19 protein-coding genes and 1 pseudogene are annotated in these 23,268 nt (G+C 39.7%); 19 read left to right on the top strand and 1 reads right to left on the bottom strand.

Annotated elements, in window-relative coordinates; genetic code table 11:
- Nucleotides 1-294: 294 nt before the first annotated feature.
- The 17 genes from glgB (at nucleotide 295) to HMPREF2876_RS03455 (ending at nucleotide 17,819) form a co-directional block, all read left to right on the top strand.
- The gene (glgB, locus tag HMPREF2876_RS03530) at nucleotides 295-2,205 is read left to right on the top strand and encodes a 1,4-alpha-glucan branching protein GlgB (RefSeq protein ID WP_070584210.1); all 1,911 of its coding nucleotides are present in this window, start codon (nucleotides 295-297) and stop codon (nucleotides 2,203-2,205) included.
- Between the two features lie 3 nt (nucleotides 2,206-2,208).
- Nucleotides 2,209-3,351 (top strand): glucose-1-phosphate adenylyltransferase, encoded by a 1,143-nt coding sequence (locus HMPREF2876_RS03525; protein WP_024051905.1) that lies wholly within the window; start codon nucleotides 2,209-2,211, stop codon nucleotides 3,349-3,351.
- Complete coding sequence (gene glgD, locus HMPREF2876_RS03520; protein ID WP_070584208.1) at nucleotides 3,341-4,480, top strand: glucose-1-phosphate adenylyltransferase subunit GlgD; 1,140 nt, start codon at nucleotides 3,341-3,343, stop codon at nucleotides 4,478-4,480. The genes HMPREF2876_RS03525 and glgD overlap by 11 nt, the downstream gene beginning before the upstream one ends.
- Nucleotides 4,477-5,910: a glycogen synthase GlgA gene (glgA, locus tag HMPREF2876_RS03515; protein ID WP_024051903.1), complete on the top strand. Its 1,434-nt coding sequence runs from the start codon at nucleotides 4,477-4,479 to the stop codon at nucleotides 5,908-5,910. Before glgD ends, glgA begins: the two co-directional genes overlap by 4 nt.
- A gap of 21 nt (nucleotides 5,911-5,931) precedes the next feature.
- Nucleotides 5,932-8,331, top strand: a complete 2,400-nt coding sequence (locus HMPREF2876_RS03510; RefSeq protein WP_070584205.1) for a glycogen/starch/alpha-glucan phosphorylase — start codon at nucleotides 5,932-5,934, stop codon at nucleotides 8,329-8,331.
- A gap of 330 nt (nucleotides 8,332-8,661) precedes the next feature.
- Complete coding sequence (locus HMPREF2876_RS03505; protein ID WP_024051901.1) at nucleotides 8,662-8,862, top strand: F0F1 ATP synthase subunit C; 201 nt, start codon at nucleotides 8,662-8,664, stop codon at nucleotides 8,860-8,862.
- Between the two features lie 39 nt (nucleotides 8,863-8,901).
- Nucleotides 8,902-9,615 (top strand): F0F1 ATP synthase subunit A, encoded by a 714-nt coding sequence (gene atpB, locus HMPREF2876_RS03500; protein ID WP_024051900.1) that lies wholly within the window; start codon nucleotides 8,902-8,904, stop codon nucleotides 9,613-9,615.
- 14 nt (nucleotides 9,616-9,629) lie between these two features.
- A complete protein-coding gene (atpF, locus tag HMPREF2876_RS03495; RefSeq protein ID WP_070241609.1) occupies nucleotides 9,630-10,124 on the top strand; it encodes a F0F1 ATP synthase subunit B in 495 nt (164 codons plus the stop codon).
- Nucleotides 10,124-10,660, top strand: a complete 537-nt coding sequence (locus tag HMPREF2876_RS03490) for a F0F1 ATP synthase subunit delta (protein WP_070241610.1) — start codon at nucleotides 10,124-10,126, stop codon at nucleotides 10,658-10,660. The genes atpF and HMPREF2876_RS03490 overlap by 1 nt, the downstream gene beginning before the upstream one ends.
- Nucleotides 10,661-10,675: 15 nt before the next feature.
- Nucleotides 10,676-12,181, top strand: a complete 1,506-nt coding sequence (atpA, locus tag HMPREF2876_RS03485; RefSeq protein WP_024051897.1) for a F0F1 ATP synthase subunit alpha — start codon at nucleotides 10,676-10,678, stop codon at nucleotides 12,179-12,181.
- Nucleotides 12,182-12,196: 15 nt separating this feature from the next.
- Nucleotides 12,197-13,075, top strand: coding sequence for a F0F1 ATP synthase subunit gamma (locus HMPREF2876_RS03480; protein ID WP_024051896.1), 879 nt, complete (start codon nucleotides 12,197-12,199; stop codon nucleotides 13,073-13,075).
- Between the two features lie 34 nt (nucleotides 13,076-13,109).
- The gene (atpD, locus tag HMPREF2876_RS03475; protein WP_024051895.1) at nucleotides 13,110-14,516 is read left to right on the top strand and encodes a F0F1 ATP synthase subunit beta; all 1,407 of its coding nucleotides are present in this window, start codon (nucleotides 13,110-13,112) and stop codon (nucleotides 14,514-14,516) included.
- A 10-nt stretch (nucleotides 14,517-14,526) separates the two neighbouring features.
- Entirely contained in the window at nucleotides 14,527-14,946 is a 420-nt protein-coding gene (locus HMPREF2876_RS03470; protein ID WP_003069748.1) for a F0F1 ATP synthase subunit epsilon, read from the top strand.
- 103 nt (nucleotides 14,947-15,049) lie between these two features.
- A complete protein-coding gene (locus tag HMPREF2876_RS10125; RefSeq protein ID WP_081333905.1) occupies nucleotides 15,050-15,280 on the top strand; it encodes a DUF1146 family protein in 231 nt (76 codons plus the stop codon).
- Nucleotides 15,281-15,317: 37 nt separating this feature from the next.
- Entirely contained in the window at nucleotides 15,318-16,598 is a 1,281-nt protein-coding gene (gene murA / locus HMPREF2876_RS03465) for a UDP-N-acetylglucosamine 1-carboxyvinyltransferase (RefSeq protein ID WP_024051893.1), read from the top strand.
- A complete protein-coding gene (locus HMPREF2876_RS03460; RefSeq protein ID WP_024051892.1) occupies nucleotides 16,591-16,767 on the top strand; it encodes a DNA-directed RNA polymerase subunit beta in 177 nt (58 codons plus the stop codon). Before murA ends, HMPREF2876_RS03460 begins: the two co-directional genes overlap by 8 nt.
- A 206-nt stretch (nucleotides 16,768-16,973) precedes the next feature.
- Nucleotides 16,974-17,819 (top strand): DNA/RNA non-specific endonuclease, encoded by an 846-nt coding sequence (locus HMPREF2876_RS03455; RefSeq protein ID WP_070584204.1) that lies wholly within the window; start codon nucleotides 16,974-16,976, stop codon nucleotides 17,817-17,819.
- Between the two features lie 410 nt (nucleotides 17,820-18,229).
- Here HMPREF2876_RS03455 and HMPREF2876_RS03450 read toward each other — a convergent pair.
- A pseudogene (locus HMPREF2876_RS03450) lies at nucleotides 18,230-19,374 on the bottom strand (IS110 family transposase).
- A gap of 251 nt (nucleotides 19,375-19,625) precedes the next feature.
- On the opposite strand from HMPREF2876_RS03450, the gene HMPREF2876_RS03445 reads away from it, so the two are divergent.
- Together HMPREF2876_RS03445 and HMPREF2876_RS03440 are read left to right on the top strand one after the other, a co-directional pair.
- A complete protein-coding gene (locus HMPREF2876_RS03445; RefSeq protein WP_070584202.1) occupies nucleotides 19,626-21,362 on the top strand; it encodes an ABC transporter ATP-binding protein in 1,737 nt (578 codons plus the stop codon).
- 9 nt (nucleotides 21,363-21,371) lie between these two features.
- A complete protein-coding gene (locus tag HMPREF2876_RS03440; RefSeq protein ID WP_070241613.1) occupies nucleotides 21,372-23,141 on the top strand; it encodes an ABC transporter ATP-binding protein in 1,770 nt (589 codons plus the stop codon).
- The last annotated feature ends 127 nt before the right edge of the window (nucleotides 23,142-23,268 follow it).

Raw genomic sequence — 23,268 nt, 5'->3', positions numbered from 1 at the left:
CTTATAAACTAAATTAAAAGGCGGCTTTGTGTGGCCTTTTTTGTAAAGCTGTCTAGACCTTTATGAAAATTTTCATTTAAAAAAGTTTACTCTTTTATCGACTATTTAGTAGGAATGGAATGAAAAGTTCAAAATTTCAACAAAATCTAGTTATTTTTGCTAATAGTGGGCATTATTTGAAGAAATGTTCGGTTTTGAGAATTTTTTGTAATAATAATGGAAATTTACTTGAAAAGCAATAGGAGAAATAGTAAAATAGAATCATAGAAAACGCTTACAAAACGAGGTGAAAAAATGGATAGACAAGAAGCGTTGAGAACTTTTACCACAGGTGAAAATTTTCATTTGCAGCACTATTTGGGGGCTCATCAAGATGAAGTAGATGGGCAAAGTGGCTATACATTTCGTGTATGGGCACCGAATGCTCAGAGTGTGCATCTGATTGGAGACTTTACCGACTGGTATGAAAATCAAATCCCTATGGCACGTAATGAAGGTGGCGTATGGGAAGTGTTTACGGATTTACCTAAGGAAGGAGACATTTACAAATACAACATCAAACGAAGTAGCGGGCAAGAAATTTTGAAAATTGATCCGCTGGCAGTTTATTTTGAAAAACGTCCTGGTACAGGTGCAGTAATTCGGACGATTCCAGAAAAGAAATGGAAAGATGGTCTATGGTTAGCTCGCAGAAAACGTTGGGGGTTTTTCTCACGTCCAGTGAATATTTACGAAGCTCATGCAGGTTCCTGGAAGAAAAATGAGGATGGTAGCCCGTATTCATTTGCTCAATTAAAAGATGAACTGATTCCTTATTTGGTTAAAATGAATTATACTCATGTGGAATTCATGCCACTAATGGCGCATCCACTTGGATTGAGCTGGGGTTATCAGCTAATGGGATATTTTGCACTTGAGCACACGTATGGAACGCCTGAAGAGTTTCGTGATTTTGTTGAAGAATGTCATGTCAATAATATCGGAGTTATCGTTGACTGGGTGCCGGGTCATTTTACTATCAATGATGATGCCTTGGCTTATTATGACGGTACACCTACGTTTGAATATCAGGATCATGACCGTGCCCATAATTACGGCTGGGGCGCTCTTAACTTTGACTTAGGAAAGAATGAAGTGCAGTCTTTCTTGATTTCTAGTATCAAGTTTTGGATTGACTTTTATCACTTAGACGGAATCCGTGTGGATGCTGTTAGCAACATGCTCTACCTAGATTATGATAGTGGTCCATGGCAACCAAATATTGACGTGGGCAATCGCAACTACGAAGGCTATTACTTCCTTCAACGCTTGAACACGGTTATCAAACTGGCTCATCCAGATGTCATGATGATTGCAGAGGAAAGCACGAGTGATACAAAGATTACAGGTATGGCAGAAATGGGTGGTCTTGGATTTGACTACAAGTGGAACATGGGCTGGATGAATGACATTCTGCGCTTCTACGAAGAAGACCCAATTTACCGCAAGTATGATTTTAATCTAGTAACCTTTAGTTTTATGTATGCTTTCTCTGAAAACTTCTTACTGCCATTCTCTCATGACGAAGTGGTACATGGTAAGAAGAGTCTCATGCATAAGATGTGGGGAGATCGCTATAATCAATTTGCTGGTCTGCGAAATCTTTATACTTATCAAATATGTCACCCAGGGAAGAAATTACTATTTATGGGCAGCGAATGGGGACAATTCTTAGAATGGAAATGCGAAGAATCTTTAGAATGGCGTGATTTGGCTGATAATATGAATGCCAAGATGCAGCATTTCACTTCTCAGCTCAATCAGCTTTATAAAGAAAATCGCGTTTTGTGGGAAAATGACTTGAGTTGGGACGGTTTAGAGATTATTGATGCGGATAATACAGATCAAAGTGTACTTTCCTTTATTCGGAAAAATGACAAGGGAGATATGTTAGTTTGCGTCTTTAATATGGCTCCGGTAGAACGCAAAGACTTTACCATTGGTGTTCCGGTAGCAGCCATATATGAAGAAATTTGGAATACGGAATTAGAAGAATGGGGAGGTGTATGGAAAGAGTACAATCAAACAGTTCAGTCTCAAGAAGGCTTGTGGAAGGATTATCCTCAGATGTTGACCTTTACTTTGCCAGCATTAGGGGCAAGTATTTGGAAAATTAAACGTCGTGTGAAATCAGCAAATGGAAGTAAGAAGTCCAAAAAGGAGTAACAGATGAAGAATGAAATGCTAGCTTTGATTCTTGCCGGTGGGCAAGGAACACGCCTTGGAAAACTCACTCAAAGTATTGCCAAACCAGCAGTACAATTTGGTGGACGCTACCGTATCATTGACTTTGCTTTGTCCAATTGTGCCAATTCAGGAATTCATAATGTTGGTGTCATTACTCAATACCAACCATTAGCTTTGAATAGTCATATTGGAAATGGTTCTAGTTGGGGACTGGATGGTATTAACACAGGAGTATCCATTCTCCAGCCGTATTCAGCAAGTGAGGGCAATCGTTGGTTTGAAGGAACTAGTCATGCGATTTATCAAAACATTGATTATATTGATACTATCAATCCTGAGTATGTCTTGATTTTGTCTGGTGACCACATTTACAAAATGGACTACGATGATATGCTTCAATCTCACAAGGACAACAATGCCAGTCTGACGGTAGCTGTTCTGGATGTTCCTTTAAAAGAAGCTAGTCGTTTTGGTATTATGAATACAGATGCCAATAACCGCATTGTCGAGTTTGAAGAAAAACCAGCTGAACCTAAGTCTACTAAGGCTTCTATGGGGATTTATATCTTTGACTGGAAACGCCTGCGTAATATGCTGGTCACTGCTGAAAAGAGCAATGTAGATATGTCTGACTTCGGTAAGAATGTTATTCCAAATTATCTTGAATCCGGCGAAAGTGTCTATGCTTATGAATTTAAGGGATATTGGAAAGATGTTGGAACGATTGAATCACTTTGGGAAGCCAATATGGAATATATTGAACCAAACAATGCTTTAGATAGCCGAGATCGTCAATGGAAAATTTATTCACGTAACTTGATTTCCCCACCAAACTTCCTTGGAGAAAATGCTCATGTAGAAGATTCTTTGGTTGTGGACGGCTGTTTTGTAGACGGAACAGTTAAACATTCGATTCTTTCTACGGAAGCTCAAGTGCGTAAAGATGCAGTTGTAGAAGATTCTGTGATTATGAGTGGTGCTATCATTGGTCAAGGTGCAAAAATCAAACGTGCTATTATCGGTGAAGGAGCTATCATTTCTGATGGTGTAGAAATTGATGGGACAGACGAAGTACAAGTTATCGGATACAATGAGAAAGTGGGGGTACCATCAGATGAAGATTGATAAATATTCAGCAATTTTAGGAAATACAGTTGGATTTCATGATATGTCTACTTTGACAAATCATCGTCCAGTTGCCAGTTTGCCGTTTGGTGGGAAATATCGTTTAATTGACTTTCCATTGTCTAGCCTGGCCAATGCAGGGATTCGGAGCGTCTTTGGCATTTTCCAACAAGATAATATTAGTTCTGTCTTTGACCATATCCGTTCTGGACGTGAATGGGGGCTGTCTGCTCTTTTGAGTCACTACTATCTTGGTATTTATAATACGCGCGTAGAAAGTTCTACTGTTGGTAAAGAATACTACGAGCAATTATTGACCTACTTAAAACGTTCGGGCAGCGATCAAACGGTAGCATTGAACTGTGATGTTTTGGTGAACATCGACTTGAACCAAGTCTTCCACTTACATGGTACAACTGATCAACCGATCACAGTTGTCTATAAAAAATTACCAAAAGAAGAAATTTCCGAAGTCAATGCTGTTTTGGAAATTGATGAAACAGATCATGTGAAAAATCACTATCTTTTTGATGATAAAAAAGATCAGGATTTGTACAACATGTCAACGGATATCTTTGTTGTGGATACACCTTGGCTGATTGAAAAGTTAGAAATAGAAGCACAAAAAGAATTTCCTCAAAAATTACGTTATGTTTTACGTGATTTAGCTGCTCAGGAAAAAGCGTTTGCTTATGAATATACGGGTTATTTAGCAAATATTCATTCTGTCACTTCGTACTTCAATGCCAATATGGATATGCTTGATTCACAAAAATTCTATTCCCTTTTCTCTCCAAATCAAAAGATTTATACGAAAGTAAAAAACGAAGAGCCAACTTATTATGCAGTCGGTTCTAAGGTTTCAAATGCTCAATTTGCTTCTGGCAGTATTATTGAAGGAGAAGTGAGTGGTTCTGTCATTTCTCGTAATACTCGTATTAAAAAAGGAAGTCGTGTAAAAAACAGTATTCTTTTCCCACGTGTCCTTATTGGCGAACATGCTGTTGTAGACTATGCAATCTTAGATAAGGCTGTTGAGATTGCTGAGAATGTGACCGTTCGAGGAACAGTTGATAACCCAGTTGTTCTTAAAAAAGGCGAAAAAGTGACAGAGGATAGAATTCAATGAAAATTTTATTTGTAGCAGCAGAAGGTGCACCTTTTTCTAAAACAGGAGGATTGGGAGACGTCATTGGCGCTCTCCCTAAATCTCTTGTGAAAGCTGGTCATGAAGTGGGTGTCATTCTTCCATACTATGATATGGTGGATAAAAAGTTTGGCGACCAAATGGAAGACTTGTTCCATTTTGAAGTGAAGGTCGGTTGGCGCGGTCAATATGTCGGTGTGAAACGTACAGTTTTAAATGGTGTAACCTTCTATTTTATAGACAATCAATACTATTTCTTTCGTGGTCATGTTTATGGTGATTTTGATGATGGTGAGCGTTTTGCTTATTTCCAAATGGCTGCTGTTGAGTTGATGGAAAGAGTAGATTTCATTCCAGATGTATTGCATGTGCATGATTATCATACAGCGATGATTCCATTTTTAGTGAAAGAAAAATACCATTGGATTCAGGCTTATCATGGTATTCGGACTGTGTTAACCATTCACAATTTAGAATTTCAAGGGCAATTTTCTGATGGCATGCTCTGGGATTTGTTTGGAGTAGGCTATGAGCGTTATGCAGACGGTACCTTGCGTTGGAATAACTGCTTGAATTGGATGAAAGCAGGGATTTTGTATGCAGATCGGGTGACAACCGTATCACCAAGCTATGCGCATGAAATCATGACCCCAGAATTTGGATGTGGTTTGGATCAAATTTTACGAATGGAATCTGGTAAAGTATCAGGTATTGTCAATGGAATTGATACAGATATTTATAATCCAGAAACAGATGCGTTATTGGATCATCATTTTAATAAAGACGATTTATCTGGCAAGTTGGCAAATAAGCGTGCGTTGCAAGAAAAAGTTGGTCTGTTTGTGCGTGATGATGTACCTCTAGTAGGGATTGTATCACGTTTGACTCGGCAAAAAGGCTTTGATTTGGTTGTGGATCAGTTGCACAATTTATTGCAAGATGATGTACAAATCGTTCTTTTAGGTACAGGAGACCCGTCTTTTGAGCAATCCTTTGCTTGGTTTGGTCAAGCTTATCCAGAAAAATTATCTGCCAATATTACGTTTGATGTGAAATTAGCGCAAGAAATTTATGCATCTTGTGATATGTTCTTAATGCCAAGTCGCTTTGAGCCATGTGGATTGTCCCAAATGATGGCCATGCGTTATGGAACCTTACCTCTCGTACATGAAGTTGGTGGCTTGCGTGACACCGTTCAACCGTATAATGCCTACGAAGGAACAGGAACTGGATTTAGCTTTAATAATTTCTCAGGCTACTGGCTGAAATGGACGTTTGATATGGCTGTCAGTCTCTATCATAACGATAAAGAAGCATGGCAGTCGCTTCAAAAGCAAGCTATGGAGCGTGATTTCTCATGGGACACCGCTAGTCAGGCCTATAGCCATTTGTACCAATCTCTTTATTCATAGAAGGGAGTTTGCTATTCAGAAATGGAACTAACAAAAGAACAGTTTCTTCAAGATTTTAAAGATATTTTACATGAAGAACAGTTAATTAAGGTAGAAGATGCCACTCCGACAGAGCTGTTTCAAACCTTAGCACGTACGATTCGCAAATACATCACTCCTATGTGGTTGGAACGACGAAACAAATTAGTAGAAGACAATCAAAAAATTGCTTATTACTTTTCGATTGAATTTCTGCCTGGGCGAATGCTGGAAACCAATTTACTAAATCTTGTAATCCTCGATGTTGTCAAAGAAGGCTTTGACGAATTAGGTGTTGATTTTACGGCTGTCAAACAGGCTGAGCACGATATGGCGTTAGGAAATGGCGGTCTTGGTCGTCTTGCAGCAGCTTTTATGGATTCACTTGCAACCACAGGCTATCCGGGATTTGGCAATGGAATCCGCTATCGCTACGGACTTTTCAAACAAAAAATTGTAAATGGATATCAAGTCGAATTGCCGGATGATTGGTTTGGTAGTCTAGGAAACGTCTGGGAAACGCGGAAAGATCATGATGTTGTAGATGTTAAAATCTTTGGAAATGTCTATCTGCAAGCCAACAAAGAAGGGCGAATGCTTCCCGTTTATGAAAATTCGCAAACTCTCCGTGCAGTACCTTACGATGTACCACAAATTGGTTTTGGAAATGACGTTGTCAACAATCTTCGTCTTTGGGATATCGAAATTCCTGAAGAATATGAGCTAGAATATCCAACAATTGAAGCACGCCGCAAAGTACAAGATATCACAGCTATTTTGTATCCAGATGATTCAAGCTATGAAGGAAAAGAACTGCGCTTGATTCAAGAATATTTCATGACCAGTGCCGGCTTGCAGACGATTATCAAATCTTATCGGAAGCAAGGACTGCCTTTAGAGCAAATTCATGAAAAGGTATCGGTTCATATCAATGATACCCACCCAGCGGTTGCACCAGCAGAGTTTATGCGGCTTTTACTTGATGACTGTGGTCTTGAATGGACAGACGCTTGGAATGCAACGGTAAAGACGATGAGTTATACCAATCACACCATTCTTTCAGAAGCCTTAGAAAAATGGGATGCGGAACTCTTTAAAAATGTTCTCCCTCGTGTTTACCAAATCATTCTTGAAATTGATAATCGCTATGTCTCTGAAATGGCTGCGCGTGGCATTGACCCGCAAGTGATTGAGAACACTCGGATTGTCAAAGATAACCAAGTTCACATGGCGCATCTCGCGATTATTGGAGGTCATTCGGTCAATGGGGTGGCAAAACTTCATACAGAACTTCTCAAAGAAGATACGTTGCGTGACTTTTATGTCATTTATCCTGAAAAATTCAATAATAAAACAAATGGTATCATTCAACGTCGCTGGTTGCAAATTGCAGATGAACCATTGTCAAATGAGATTGATCGCTTGATTGGTAACGGCTGGCGGAAAAACATTCATGAACTTCGTAAGCTCTTAGACTACAAAGATGACCCACAAGTTTTGAGTGAATTTTATAATGTCAAGCAAGAAGCAAAGGTGCGCTTAGCAGCTTTCATCAAAGAATCTACGGGAGTAGAAGTATCAACGGAAGCTATCTTTGATGTACAAGTGAAGCGGCTTCATGCTTATAAGCGTCAATTGCTCAATTTGCTCCATATTCTTAAACTATATTGGGATTTAAAAGACAATCCTGATAAAGATATGGTACCACGTGTCTTCATTTTTGGTGCGAAAGCAGCGCCAGGTTATCATTTTGCCAAATCTGTTATCAAATTGATCAACGAAGTGGCTAATCTTGTCAATAATGATGAGAGTCTACAAGGCAAGCTAAAGGTTGTTTTCCTTGAAAATTATCGGGTCAGCTTGGCTGAACTCATCATTCCTGCTGCAGATGTGTCAGAGCAAATCTCGCTCGCTTCCAAGGAGGCTTCCGGCACATCTAATATGAAATTCATGATGACAGGCGCCATTACTCTGGCAACCCTTGACGGAGCCAATATTGAAATCAAAGATGAAGTCGGAGTTGACAATATTGTAATTTTCGGTATGGACAAAGATGAAGTCTATGACCATTATGCTCGTCATGATTACTACTCACGTGGTGTTTATGAAAGCAATCCTGTGGTTCGCCGTGTGGTGGATAGCTTTGTGGATGGAACTATTCCAAATGTCCGAAATGAAGGTTCTGAGATTTATGAAGCTTTGATTACGCACAATGACGAATACTTCCTTTTGGAAGATTTTGCTTCGTACGTAGCAGCTCAAGAAAAGATTGATCAACTCTATCGTGACAAAGAAAAATGGGCGCGCATGAGTCTTGTTAATATCGCAACGTCTGATAAATTCACATCAGATGATACGATTGAACAATACGCCAAAGAAATTTGGAACCTGAAAAAGGATTAAGTTAGGGGCTGGGATCTATCCAGCCTCTTTGTTGAAAAGTTGCTCATACTTCCTGTTTATTTGACCTATCTAGAGATAGAAAGACTATGTTTTTTTAGCAAAACAAAATTTAATAAATAGGAATCGCAGTTTCATATATCAATAGGTTAGCTAGTGGGATCAAGTTCGTTTTACTACTATTCTAAAACAACAATTGTTGAGGATAGCCTACTTTTTTGGAAATTGAAAGAAATCCGTATAAAACGTTTCCAAAAGACAAAAACATTTGACAAAAAGAATTTTTAGGACTAAACTAAGTAAGTAAATTTTAAACATAAAGGAGAATTCATCATGAATTTAACATTTTTTGGATTATGTCTTGCCTGTATGGGTGTTTCGCTCTCTGAAGGTTTTTTAATGGCAAATCTATTTAAATCAGCATCACGTCAACCAGAAATCATTGGTCAGTTGAGAACGCTCATGATCATGGGGATTGCCTTTATCGAAGGTACTTTCTTCGTAACACTTGCGATGTCATTCATCATTAAATAAGAAAAGAAAGTTATCCTTTAGAAAAGGGGGTGGAGTTCGTTGGAAGAAAGTATAAATCCAACTATCACTTTAGGTCCTGTGACTTTTGATTTGACTCTACTTGCTATGTCTCTTCTAACTGTATTTATCGTATTTGCCTTTGTTTATTGGGCTAGTCGGAAAATGACGCTGAAGCCTTCTGGCAAACAAAATGTCTTAGAATACCTCTATGATTTTGTTATTGGCTTTACAAAGGGAAATATTGGCGATAAATATATAAAGAATTATTCTCTATTTATCTTTTCCTTATTCCTTTTCGTTGCAGTAGCTAACAATCTTGGTTTGATGGCAAAAGTGCAGACAACCAATGATTATAATTTGTGGACATCTCCAACGGCCAATCTTGCCTTTGACTTAGGATTTTCATTTTTGATTACCTTAATTTGTCATGTTGAAGGGATTCGCCGACGGGGAGTGAAAGCTTATCTCAAGGCATTTGCGACACCTGCTGGAATGACTCCAATGAATATTTTGGAAGAATTCACTAATTTTGCCTCTCTGGCTCTGCGTATCTATGGTAATATTTATGCGGGTGAAGTTCTGTCTGGTTTGTTGTTAACTTTATCACAACAAGCTGCTGGTTGGTATCCAATTGCTTTTGTCTTGAATCTTGTTTGGACTGCTTTTTCAGTCTTTATTTCATGTATTCAAGCATATGTATTTACCATGTTGACATCTATGTATCTAGGTAAGAAAATTAACAGTGAGGAATAGAAGGGAGATAAGAGATGAATATTACTTTAGGTAGTCTTATTGGGGATTTTATCCTTGTAGCAGGCTCATTTCTTCTGTTAATCATTTTAATCAAGAAATTTGCCTGGGAGAATATCACAAGTACTTTTGAGCAACGCGCCAAAAAGATTTCAGATGACATTGATAGCGCAGAATCTGCTCGTCAAAAAGCAGAAGATTTAGCTCAAAAGAGAGAAAAAGAATTAGCAGGTAGTCGTCAAGAAGCGACAACAATTATTGAAAATGCTAAAGAAACTGCTGAGAAAAACAAGGCAGGAATCTTGGCGGATGCAGCTGATGAAGCTGGACGTTTAAAAGAAAAGGCTAATCAAGAAATCGCTCAAACCAAAGCAGAAGCCATGAACAGTATCAAAGGTGAAGTAGCCGATTTGACTGTAAATCTTGCTAGCAAAATTTTAGGTCAAAAATTGGATCAAGAAGCTCACAAAGAGCTCATTGACCGCTATATTGACAAGCTAGGAGATGCTTAATGGACAAAAAAAGATATGCGGTAATTGAAAAATATACCACACCTTTTGTCCAACTCGTGATTGAAAAAGGTCAGCAAAAAGATGTTTTTGAAAAGCTTCAGCAAATCAAAGACATTTTTGACAATACAAATTTAGCTGCCTTTTTATCAAATATTGGTGTTGTTGATACAGAAAAAGAAAGAAGCCTTCGCTATTTTCAAGGATCTGATTCATCCTTGATTGACAATTTTATTGAAGTTATTATTCACAATCATCGTGAAGATCTTTTTTATGATATTTTAGTAGAAAGTCTTCACCAGCTTGAAAAGATTAGTAATGAATTTGAAGTGACAATCAAATCAGTTCAAGTTTTATCGGAGGAGCAAAAATCTAAAATCATTCCGATTATTGAGCGAAAATTTGGATTGCAAGTTCGTTCTTTAAAAGAAGAACTGGATGCAAGCCTCATTGGTGGCTTTATCATCACAGCTAATAATAAGACAATTGATGCAAGTATTAAACGTCAATTACAAACAGTAAAAGAAAATTTGAAATAGAAAGTGGTGTGAATTTTGGCGATTAACGCACAAGAAATCAGCGCTTTAATTAAGCAACAAATTGAAAATTTCCAGCCAAATTTTGACGTCACAGAAACAGGGGTCGTCACATATATTGGTGATGGAATCGCCCGTGCTCATGGTCTTGACAATGCAATGAGTGGTGAGCTGTTGATTTTTGAAAATGGCTCATACGGTATGGCACAAAACTTAGAATCAACAGATGTAGGGATTATCATTTTAGGTGATTTCACAGATATTCGCGAAGGGGATACCATTCGTCGAACTGGTAAAATCATGGAAGTGCCTGTCGGAGATGCTTTGATTGGTCGGGTTGTGGATCCGCTCGGTCGTCCGGTTGATGGGCTTGGCGAGATCAAGACAGATAAGACGCGTCCAGTTGAAACACCTGCTCCAGGGGTTATGCAGCGGAAATCTGTATCAGAACCGCTTCAAACAGGTCTGAAAGCGATTGATGCTTTGGTGCCAATCGGTCGTGGACAACGGGAATTGATTATCGGAGACCGTCAAACGGGTAAAACAAGTATTTCGATTGATGCGATTTTGAACCAAAAGGGACAAGATATGATCTGTATCTATGTTGCTATTGGTCAGAAAGAATCAACGGTTCGTACGCAAGTAGAAACGCTTCGTCAGTATGGAGCGTTGGATTACACAATCGTTGTCACAGCCTCAGCTTCGCAACCCTCACCATTGCTGTTTTTAGCACCTTATGCAGGTGTAGCAATGGCAGAAGAATTTATGTATAATGGTAAACACGTTTTGATTGTTTATGATGATTTATCTAAACAAGCGGTTGCCTATCGTGAACTGTCGCTTTTACTTCGTCGTCCACCAGGTCGTGAAGCTTTCCCAGGAGATGTATTCTATCTTCATAGTCGTCTTTTGGAACGTTCTGCAAAAGTTTCGGATGAATTAGGTGGTGGTTCTATTACAGCACTGCCGTTTATCGAAACGCAAGCAGGAGACATCTCCGCTTATATCGCAACCAATGTAATTTCAATTACGGACGGTCAAATCTTCTTAAGCGACAGTCTCTTTAACGCAGGTGTTCGACCTGCTATTGATGCCGGTTCATCTGTATCACGTGTAGGTGGTTCTGCACAGATAAAAGCGATGAAGAAGGTTGCTGGAACCTTGCGTATTGACCTTGCTTCTTATCGTGAATTGGAAGCATTTACCAAGTTTGGTAGTGATTTGGATGCGGCAACGCAAGCGAAATTGAATCGTGGTCGTCGGACGGTAGAAGTCTTGAAACAACCTGTTCATGAACCATTACCAGTTGAAAAACAAGTCGTTATTTTGTACGCCTTGACACATGGTTTCTTGGATAGTGTACCGGTTGATGATATTCTTCATTTTCAGGCAGAATTGTTTGATTACTTTGATGCTCATCATGAAGACCTCTATGAAATCATTCGTACAACAAAAGACCTTCCAGAGGAAGCAGTCTTAGATGCTGCAATTACTGAATTTATCAATCAGTCTAGCTTCAAGTAAGAATAGAGGTGTCAGATGGCAGTTTCATTAAATGATATAAAAAATAAAATTGCATCCACAAAAAACACCAGTCAAATCACAAATGCCATGCAAATGGTATCTGCTGCTAAGCTAGGAAAGTCAGAAGAAGCGGCCAAGAATTTCCAAATCTATGCTTCTAAAGTCAGAAAGTTATTGACAGATTTGCTTCATGGGCATGAAGGGCAAAATTCCAAATACCACCCTATGTTGATTAGTCGTCCGGTGAAAAAAACAGCCTATATCGTTATTACATCGGATCGCGGCTTAGTTGGCGGTTACAATGCGACCATTCTCAAATCCATGATGGAACTTTTTGCAGAATACCATGATAAAGATGATTTCGTCATCATTTCAATTGGTGGTATGGGCTCGGACTTCTTTCGGGCACGCGGGCTTCAGCCTATTTATGAACTACGTGGTTTAGCAGATCAACCGAGCTTTGATGAGGTTCGTAAAATCATTAACAAAACGGTTGAAATGTACCAAAACGAATTGTTTGATGAATTATATGTTTGTTATAATCACCACGTCAATAGTTTGACCAGCCAAATGCGTGTTGAACAAATGCTTCCAATCGTGGATTTGGATCCAAATGAAGCAGATGAAGACTACGTTTTGAATTTGGAATTGGAATCTAGCCGAGATGTCATTTTGGATCAATTATTGCCTCAGTTTGCTGAAAGTATGATCTACGGGGCAATTATTGATGCGAAAACAACAGAAAATGCAGCTGGAATGACCGCGATGCAGACAGCAACAGATAACGCGAAAAAAGTTATCAATGATTTGACCATTCAGTATAATCGTGCTAGACAAGCAGCTATCACGCAAGAAATTACTGAAATTGTGGCGGGTGCAAGTGCACTAGAATAGTGTCACAGAAAATAAATATAAAGAGGAGAAAAGAATGAGCTCAGGCAAAATTGCTCAGGTTATCGGACCAGTCGTTGACGTTGCGTTTGCAGCTGGTGATAAATTACCTGAGATAAATAATGCACTTGTAGTCTATAAAAATGACGAAAAAAAATCGAAAATCGTCCTTGAAGTAGCTCTTGAGCTTGGTGACGGAGTGGTTCGGACTATTGCTATGGAATCAACTGACGGGTTGACTCGTGGCATAGAAGTCCTAGATACTGGTCGTCCAATTTCTGTCCCCGTTGGGAAAGAAACACTCGGTCGCGTCTTTAACGTTTTAGGAGATACCATTGACTTGGAAGCTCCTTTTGGTGAAGATGCAGAACGTCAACCAATCCACAAAAAAGCTCCAACTTTTGATGAGTTGTCTACTTCATCAGAAATCTTAGAAACAGGAATCAAGGTTATTGACCTCCTTGCACCTTATCTAAAAGGTGGGAAAGTCGGGCTTTTCGGTGGTGCCGGAGTTGGAAAGACAGTCTTGATTCAAGAATTGATTCACAACATTGCCCAAGAACACGGTGGAATTTCTGTCTTTACTGGTGTTGGAGAACGAACACGTGAAGGGAACGACCTTTACTGGGAAATGAAAGAATCTGGCGTTATTGAAAAAACAGCCATGGTTTTCGGTCAAATGAATGAACCACCTGGAGCACGTATGCGTGTGGCTTTGACTGGTTTGACCATTGCCGAATATTTTCGTGATGTCGAAGGTCAAGATGTGTTGTTATTCATTGACAATATCTTCCGTTTCACGCAAGCAGGTTCTGAAGTATCTGCCCTTCTTGGACGCATGCCTTCAGCCGTTGGTTACCAACCAACACTTGCGACAGAAATGGGACAATTGCAAGAACGGATTACGTCAACCAAGAAAGGTTCTGTAACCTCTATCCAAGCTATCTATGTGCCAGCCGACGACTACACTGACCCTGCGCCAGCTACAGCGTTTGCTCACTTGGATTCTACAACTAACTTGGAGCGGAAATTGGTGCAATTAGGGATTTACCCAGCAGTTGACCCACTTGCTTCTAGCTCCCGTGCCCTTGCTCCTGAAATTGTTGGAGAAGAGCACTATGCTGTAGCAGCAGAAGTGAAACGCGTCCTTCAACGTTACCATGAATTGCAAGATATTATTGCAATCCTTGGTATGGATGAATTGTCAGACGAAGAAAAGACTTTGGTTGCGCGTGCGCGTCGGATTCAATTCTTCTTGTCACAAAACTTTAATGTTGCTGAACAATTTACTGGGCAACCAGGTTCTTATGTACCAGTTGCTGATACAGTTCGTGGCTTTAAGGAAATCCTTGAAGGTAAATATGATCATCTTCCTGAAGATGCCTTTCGCGGCGTTGGTTCTATTGAAGATGTGGTTGCTAAAGCTGAAAAAATGGGATTCTAAGAGGTGACTTATGGCTCAAATGACAGTACAAATCGTTACACCTGATGGTCTTGTTTTTGATCATCATGCAACGTTTGTTTCCGTTAAAACTCTTGATGGAGAAATGGGGATTTTGCCGCATCATGAAAACATGATTGCTGTTTTGGCTGTCGATGAGGTCAAAGTGAAGCGGATTGATGAAGAAGATCATGTCAATTGGATTGCGGTGAATGGTGGAATTGTCGAAGTTGCTGATAATTTGATTACCATCGTTGCAGACTCTGCTGAACGCGCTCGTGATATTGACATCAGTCGTGCTGAAAGAGCAAAATTGCGTGCCGAGCGTGCCATTGAAGAAGCACAGGAAAAGCATTTAATTGACCAAGAACGTCGTGCCAGAATTGCCCTTCAACGTGCCATTAATCGAATTAACGTTGGAACAAGATTATAATACGAAAAGGCCAATTGGCCTTTTTATAATGGCTTTTTTGCTTTCAGTACCTGATTTGTGTCTGATAGTTTGCTCTCATCTATTTTTTTGGTATAATGGGGATATGATTCAGTTAATTTTTACGCTTAGTAGCCACATGATTTTTATTTTTCTTTCATTTCACTTGCTTTCTACTGTTGTGAATTGGGAAAGACTATTAAAGGTGAATGCTGACAATGCTCTTAAGATTCGATTTCTAATTTTATTGCTTAGTATTGCGTTAGGATTTTTGCTCAGTTCTTTCTTCCTCAGTCTCTATACATTGGGACGAGATGTGTTTAATAGTAATTTATAGGATAAGAAAAGAAATACAATAGGTGTTTTGGAGAAATATGGATAAAATTATTATACAAGGCAGTTCGAATCCATTAGTCGGTTCGGTTAAACCTGAAGGTGCCAAAAATGCTGTTTTGCCTTTGCTTGCAGCAACTGTTCTAGCGACGACAGGGAAAACAACTCTAACCAATGTTCCGGTTCTATCTGATGTATTTACGATGAACAATGTGGTTCGTGGATTGAATACAAAAGTGACTTTTGAACAAGAAGAGAACAGGATTACGGTGGATGCTACACAGCCGTTGAGCGAAGAAGCTCCTTATAAATATGTGAGTAAAATGCGTGCTTCTATCGTGGTATTAGGTCCGATTTTGGCAAGAAATGGTTATGCCAAAGTTTCTATGCCTGGTGGCTGTACGATTGGAAGTCGTCCTATTGACCTTCATTTGAAAGGATTGGAGGCAATGGGAGCTGAAATTAAGCAGACGGCTGGATTTATTGAGGCCAAAGCTAACCGATTGCATGGAGCTCATATTTACATGGATTTTCCAAGTGTGGGTGCGACGCAAAATATCATGATGACAGCAACTTTAGCGGATGGTGTAACAGTGATTGAAAATGCAGCGCGCGAACCGGAGATTGTTGATTTAGCTGTTTTATTGAACAAAATGGGGGCGAAAGTTCGTGGTGCTGGTACAGAAACATTAACCATTACTGGAGTTGAGGAGCTGATGGGGACAAGTCACAGTGTAGTACAAGACCGCATTGAAGCCGGGACTTTTATGGTAGCCGCTGCTATGACTGGCGGTAATGTCCTTGTGCAAGATGCTATCTGGGAGCATAATCGTCCGCTCATCGCGAAATTGATGGAAATGGGTGTGTCTGTTACCGAAGAGGATAAAGGGATTCGGATTCGTTCCGATTTGTCTAAACTAAAAGCTGTCAATGTAAAAACTCTTCCTCATCCAGGTTTCCCAACAGATATGCAGGCGCAATTTACAGCCTTGATGACGGTTGCCAAGGGTGAGTCTACTATGATTGAGACTGTTTTTGAGAATCGTTTCCAACATCTGAAAGAAATGCGTCGGATGGGCTTGCACTCAGAAATTATGTGGGACACAGCTCGTATCGTCGGTGGTCAAGCCTTGCAAGGGGCAGAGGTGATGTCAACAGACTTGCGTGCGAGTGCCGCGCTGATTTTAACAGGCTTGGTTGCAGAAGGTGAAACAAAAGTAGGACAGCTAGCTCATTTGGACAGAGGATATTATCAGTTCCATAAAAAGTTGTCTAACTTAGGTGCTTCTATTAAGCGAGTGAAGGAAGAAGACGATGAATAATGATTTGAAATACGTTGGAAAACAAGTTGGAATTGTTCTAGCATTCTTGTTGCTTGGTTTGATTTTGTTTGCACTTGGCTTAGTTGTTGGCTACGGTGGAAAAAATCCATGGGCTATTTTATCGCCAGATAAGTGGCAGGAAATCATCAGCAAATTCACAGGACAATAATCTTAATAGTAAGAAGAGGTCGAAATAAAAATTGACCTCTCATTTAAATAATGTTCGATTACACGCAGTAGTTGCGTGACTTCCAGTTATTGAGCGGATCAGTTTTTAGAAGTTAATAACTTTGAGGGAGTGAGACAAAAGTCATGATTTCGTAGCAATAGACTTTGTAGTCTCACCCCCTCCTATTTATTTAAAAGGGAGGAGAAATGGTGAGAAAGAAATCCAACCAGAAAGTAACACAAAGTGTAGCTGGTCTGGTTATAGCACTGGTTCTTGCGCTAGGAGGTTATTCTTTTAGCAATCATCATAGTAGTCCGAAGCCTTCTGACAGCACTGCTGTTAATCGAAGCATTCGGACGAATCATGCAGCACCCAGTCAAGAATTAGCACAGAGCGTTGTAATAGAATCTGTCAAACGACAGCTCAAAGGGAAAATCGAGTGGAATGGCGCAGGGGCTTTTATTGTCAATGAGAATAAAAATGATTTAGATGCTAAAGTGGGCAGTATTCCTTATGCGGATAATAAGACAAAATTGGTCAGAGGTCGAACTGTTCCGACGGTAGCAAATGCTCTTTTGTCTAAAGCTACTCGTCAGTATAGGAATCGTGAAGAAACAGGTAATGGTTCAACAACTTGGACACCTGCTGGCTGGCATCAGGTGAAGCATTTATCGGGTGAATATCATCATGCAGTTGACCGTGGACATCTGCTAGGTTATGCCTTGATTGGTAACTTGAAAGGCTTTGATGCTTCGACTAGCAATCCTAAAAATATTGCGCTGCAAACGGCTTGGGCCAATCAAGCAAATACTGGTCATTCTACGGGTCAAAATTTTTATGAAACAAAGGTACGTAAGGCACTAGACAAAAATAAACGAGTTCGGTATCGGGTGACTTTAATTTATGCTAATGAACAGGATTTGGTGCCGGTTGGTTCGCATATTGAAGCTAAATCAAGCGATAGTAGCTTGGAAATAAATGTCTTTGTTCCCAACGTACAGACAGGACTTCGGCTAAATTATCAAACAGGAGAAGTGACTGTTACCAACTAGATTATTGCTAGTGTTGCATTTATATCATCTTTTTGTTATACTATTTTTACATGAGGTCGGACAAAACGTATCTCAGCCTCTATCTAATTTGGTAATAAGCGAATGACGCAGTAGGTGATTGGACTCTTTATTCGCTTTTCAAGCTCGAAAGAGCACCTAATCACCCTTGAGGGGGTGGGACTACGAACTTAAATTTTTTAAGATAAGTTCTGTCCCACTCCTATTTTGTCTAAAAGGTACGTTGGTGCTTTTTTATTGTGGATTTGTTTTATGAGGAGAAAGACAAACTATAAGAGTTGTCAATAGTTTGTTCTAAATTTTTTAGAAAACTTTAGAATGTGTTTTAGACACGACAAAAAGCCTTTTAAAACGACTGTTTTAAAAAGTTTTTCATCTATGTTTTTGTTGGTTTATCTCAGTTTATCCTCGTCAAAAGTTTCATTATTCTTAAGCAGATAAAACAGCACTCGAATGAGCTTCTTAGCGACGTGAGAAATAGTGACATTGTAGTGTTTTCCCTGCGCTAATTTGGTTTTAAAATAAGCTTTAAACGCAGGGGAGTATCTAGCTACTTTAATGGCAGCTTGTATGAGTGCCCAACGTAGGTGTGATGAGCCTCGTTTGACCATTTTCCCTGAGCATCTAGTTGTCCAGATTGGTAGATAGCTGGTTCTAACCCTGCAAAAGCTTGGAGTTGAGCTGAATGATTAAAAGTATTAATATTTCTGATTTCAGCTAAAATGACAGAACCAAGACGATTACTAATGCCTGGTACTGTAGTGATGACCGAGTTGAGCTCAGCCATCAACTCATCAATCTTCTTTTCAGTTTGTTTGATGAGTTTTTCGTAGTGTTGGATATTCTTAATAATTTCAATCAATTCAAATTCACGAGCCAAAGAAGTTGTGCCAATGGAATTTGGAGCTAGTTCAAGAATATCCAATGCATGTTTAGCTGTTAATCGTTTAATCTCAATAAGTTTATCAAAGCCAGCCGTTACCATTTTCTCGGGAGAAGGGAAACGTTTGAGTAACTCATAGACATAATCAGAGTGCTTCGTAACGACCTGATGTAGTTCCGGGAAAATAATATCTAAACACTTGGTATATTGGACTTTCCAATCTGATTGATGTTTCTTTAAACGATTCATGTGACGTGTCATAATTTTAAGTTCTTCTTGCTTGTTGTCATGCATAAATAGGGCACGATTAGGGTCTGAAAGTAATTTAAGAGCTATTGTACGTGCATCTTTCTTATCCGTTTTTGTTTTACGAAGTGAGATAGACTTTGTGAATTCTTTGATGAGTAAGGGATTATAGGTGTAAATCTGATAATTGTTTTGATGTAAGAATGTTAAGAGATTTAAGGCATAATGTCCAGTATCTTCCATGGCGATAAGACAGTTCTGGTTGAGTTGTTTCAAGGTATTATGAAGTAGTTCAAATCCTTGTTTACGGTTTGTAATAGTGATGGGTTTTAACACCATTTTCCCTGTATTATCAATAACTGTCACATCGTGTTTGTTTTTAGCGACATCAATGCCAACATAGAGCATAAAAGTACCTCCAGATATTAAGTATTAAGCCCACTTGGTATCCACTTACTTTTTGCCTTGTTACCTTACTGAAGATTAAACGTCTAGCGTTATCAAACTCATTACCAATGAAAACAAAAAGCTGTGGTTAGAGCCTTTCTGAAATCGTCAAGCGATTGGAGACAACAAACTAATCCACAGTGGCTTTTTCCAAGTATAACACTTGGGCTTTGGCAGTAGCTAACTGCACTAAATATAATATAAGGAGAAACATGAAGTATATTTGGTCTTATTTGAAAAAATATCCTAAATGGTTGATGCTGGATTTCTTTGGTGCTGTCTTCTTTGTCGTGGTGAATCTCGGCTTGCCGACTGTTTTGGCACGAATGATTGACGAAGGGATTAATCGAGGAGACAGCAATCGTTTGTATTATTGGGCGATTGTGATGCTCATTGTCATTTTGCTAGGAGTCTTTGGACGGATTGTCCTTGCCTATGCTGCTGGGAAATTAACGACGAGTATGGTACGGGACATGCGCAATGATGTGTATGATAAATTGCAAGAGTATTCGCATCATGAATATGAGCAAATTGGCGTTTCGTCTTTGGTGACACGGATTACCAGTGATGCCTTTGTTCTCATGCAATTTGCAGAGCAATCCTTAAAAATGGGAGTCATTACGCCTATGATGATGATTTCTAGTGTGATGATGATTTTTGTCACCAGCCCCTCTTTAGCTTGGATTGTTGCGATTTCTGTGCCCTTCCTCGGCATTGTCGTTTGGTATGTGGCGACAAAAACACGTCCTCTATCCGAAAAGCAACAAAAAACGTTAGATAAAATCAATCAATACGCGCGTGAAAATTTAACAGGTCTGCGTGTCATTCGAGCTTTTGCACGAGAAGAATTTCAAGAAGAGCGCTTTGCTTCACAAAATGAAATTTATGCGGATAACTCCAATCGCTTATTTAAATTAACTGGTTTGACAGAACCACTCTTTGTTCAAATTATCATTGCCATGATTGTTGCCATTGTCTGGTTTGCTTTAAAACCACTTGGTACAGGAGACTTGCAAATTGGGGATTTGGTTGCTTTTATCGAATACAGTTTCCATGCTTTGCTGTCTTTCTTGTTGCTATCTAGCTTGTTTACCATGTATCCTCGTACAGCTGTTTCAAGTGAACGCTTGAAAGAAGTAATGGAAATGCCAATCTCAATCAATCCAAATGAAGATGGTGTTACGGAGACAGACAGTCACGGTTATTTAGAGTTTGATAATGTTACTTTTGCTTATCCTGGTGAGACAGAAAGCCCAGTGCTACATGATATTTCGTTCAAAGCGGAACCTGGTGAAACGATTGCTTTTATCGGCTCGACCGGCTCAGGGAAGTCCTCATTGGTGCAATTGATTCCGCGCTTTTATGATGTGACTTTAGGAAAGATTTTAGTGGACGGAGTGGACGTGCGTTCTTATAACCTAAAAGCGCTTCGGCAGAAGATAGGTTTCATTCCACAAAAAGCTCTGCTCTTTACCGGCACAATCGCAGAAAACCTTCGCTATGGGAAAGAAAATGCTAGTCGTGAGGAATTGGCGCAAGCAGCAGATGTGGCACAAGCAAGGGACTTCATTGAAAGCAAGGAAGAACGCTTTGAGACGCATTTGGCTGAAGGGGGAAGCAATCTCTCAGGTGGGCAAAAGCAACGCCTTTCTATCGCACGTGCTGTCGTGAAAGAACCAGATATTTATATCTTTGATGATTCATTTTCTGCGTTGGACTATAAGACCGATGCCATTCTTCGAAGTCGACTTAAAGAAGTTACGCAAAATGCTACTGTATTGATTGTAGCACAACGCGTGGGAACCATTATGGATGCAGATCAGATTATTGTTCTGGATAAGGGAGAAATCGTCGGGCGCGGAACACATGAAGAATTGTTGCAACAAAACGATATCTATCGCGAAATTGCTAATTCTCAGCTTAATAGTCAATCACTAACAGAAGAATAGGAGGGAAAGATGAAACAACATAGTTTTATGCGCTTGTGGAGTTACTTAAAAGTTTATAAACTCTCAGTAATCCTTGCTATCTTTTTGAAGGTGGTGAGTATTGTGATGAGCGTGCTAGAGCCTTTTGTACTTGGTCTTGCTATTACAGAATTGACACGAAATGTGCTGAACATAGCCAAAGGAGTCGAAGGCGCCAGTATAAACACAACATATGTCTTTGGGGTAATGGCACTTTACCTTTTGCGTGGTTTGTTCTATGAAATTGGGGCTTACTATTCTAATTATTTTATGACCAATGCAGTGCAAAATACAGTACGTGACATGCGCAATGAGTTGAGTTCTAAAATTAATCAAATTCCAGTTTCTTACTTTGATAAGCATCAATTTGGAGATTTGCTAGGGCGCTTTACCAGTGATGTAGAGACTGTTTCAAATGCGCTTCAACAGTCATTCCTGCAAGTTGTCAATGCGGTTTTGACTATTACCTTGGTTATCGGAATGGTCTTGTATCTCAATTTTCAACTGGCTTTGATCGTGATTGCCAGCATTCCTTTGACCTATTTTGGTGCGAACTTTATTTTGAAGAAATCGCAGCCTTATTTTAAAAAGCAAGCAGATGCGCTGGGTGCTATGAACGGATTTGTGCAGGAAAATCTGAGCGGTTTTAATGTGCTGAAACTTTATGGCCGTGAAGAAACATCTTCAGAATATTTTCGCGGAATCACGCAAAATCTCCAAGAAGTTGGCTTCAAAGCTAGCTTTATTTCTGGTTTGATGATGCCAATTTTGAACGCCGTTTCAGATTTGACCTATCTGATTGTAGCGGTTGTTGGTGGTCTGCAAGTCATTTCTGGACAATTAACGATTGGGAACATGCAAGCATTCGTACAATACGTGTGGCAAGTAAACCAGCCAATCCAAAACTTAACGCAACTGGCTGGGCAATTGCAGAGTGCTAAGTCTTCGCTAGATCGTGTCTTTCAAGTCTTGGATGAACCAGACGAAGTGACGGATGTAAAAGAGCACTTGGAGCATGATTTGACAGGTCAGGTCAGCTTCAAGCATGTTGACTTTCAATACGTGGAAAACAAACCGCTCATTCGAGACTTCAACTTAGAGGTTAAGCCGGGCGAAATGGTGGCGATTGTCGGTCCGACTGGTGCTGGAAAGACTACCCTCATCAATCTACTGATGCGTTTTTACGATGTAACTGCCGGTTCAATTTCTGTTGATGGTCATGATATTCGCAATTTGTCTCGCCAAGAATACCGCAAACAATTTGGTATGGTCTTGCAAGACGCTTGGCTTTATGAAGGAACAGTCAAGGAAAACTTGCGCTTTGGAAATCTGAATGCGACAGATGAAGAGATTGTGGAAGCTGCCAAAGCGGCTAATGTCGATCATTTCATTCGGACGCTTCCAGGTGGCTATAATATGGAAATGAATCAGGAATCCAGCAATATTTCGCTGGGGCAAAAACAATTGCTGACCATTGCGCGAGCATTATTAGCCAATCCAAAAATCTTGATTTTGGATGAAGCAACCTCGTCCGTTGATACACGCCTAGAGCTCTTGATTCAAAAAGCGATGAAGAACCTCATGCAAGGACGAACAAGCTTTGTCATTGCTCACCGCTTATCGACGATTCAAGAGGCGGACAAGATTTTGGTTCTCAAAGACGGGCAAATCATTGAGCAAGGAACTCACGAATCGCTTTTAGCTGATAAAGGTTTCTATTACGACTTATATACAAGTCAGTTTGCTAAGAAAGAAGCCTAACGAATAAAGGAGCAAAAGAAAACTCCAATTAAACAATAAAAACACGAACCCTGTCTTGACTAGCAGTTAGCTAATCTGGACGAGTTCGTGTTTTTTTATCTTTGGTGACATAAAGCTAAAATGCAAT

Source organism: Streptococcus sp. HMSC073A12, assembly GCF_001812815.1.
Classification (GTDB): domain Bacteria; phylum Bacillota; class Bacilli; order Lactobacillales; family Streptococcaceae; genus Streptococcus; species Streptococcus vaginalis.
Note: the sequence above shows the minus strand (reverse complement) of the source record. Positions and strands in the feature narration are given on the sequence as shown.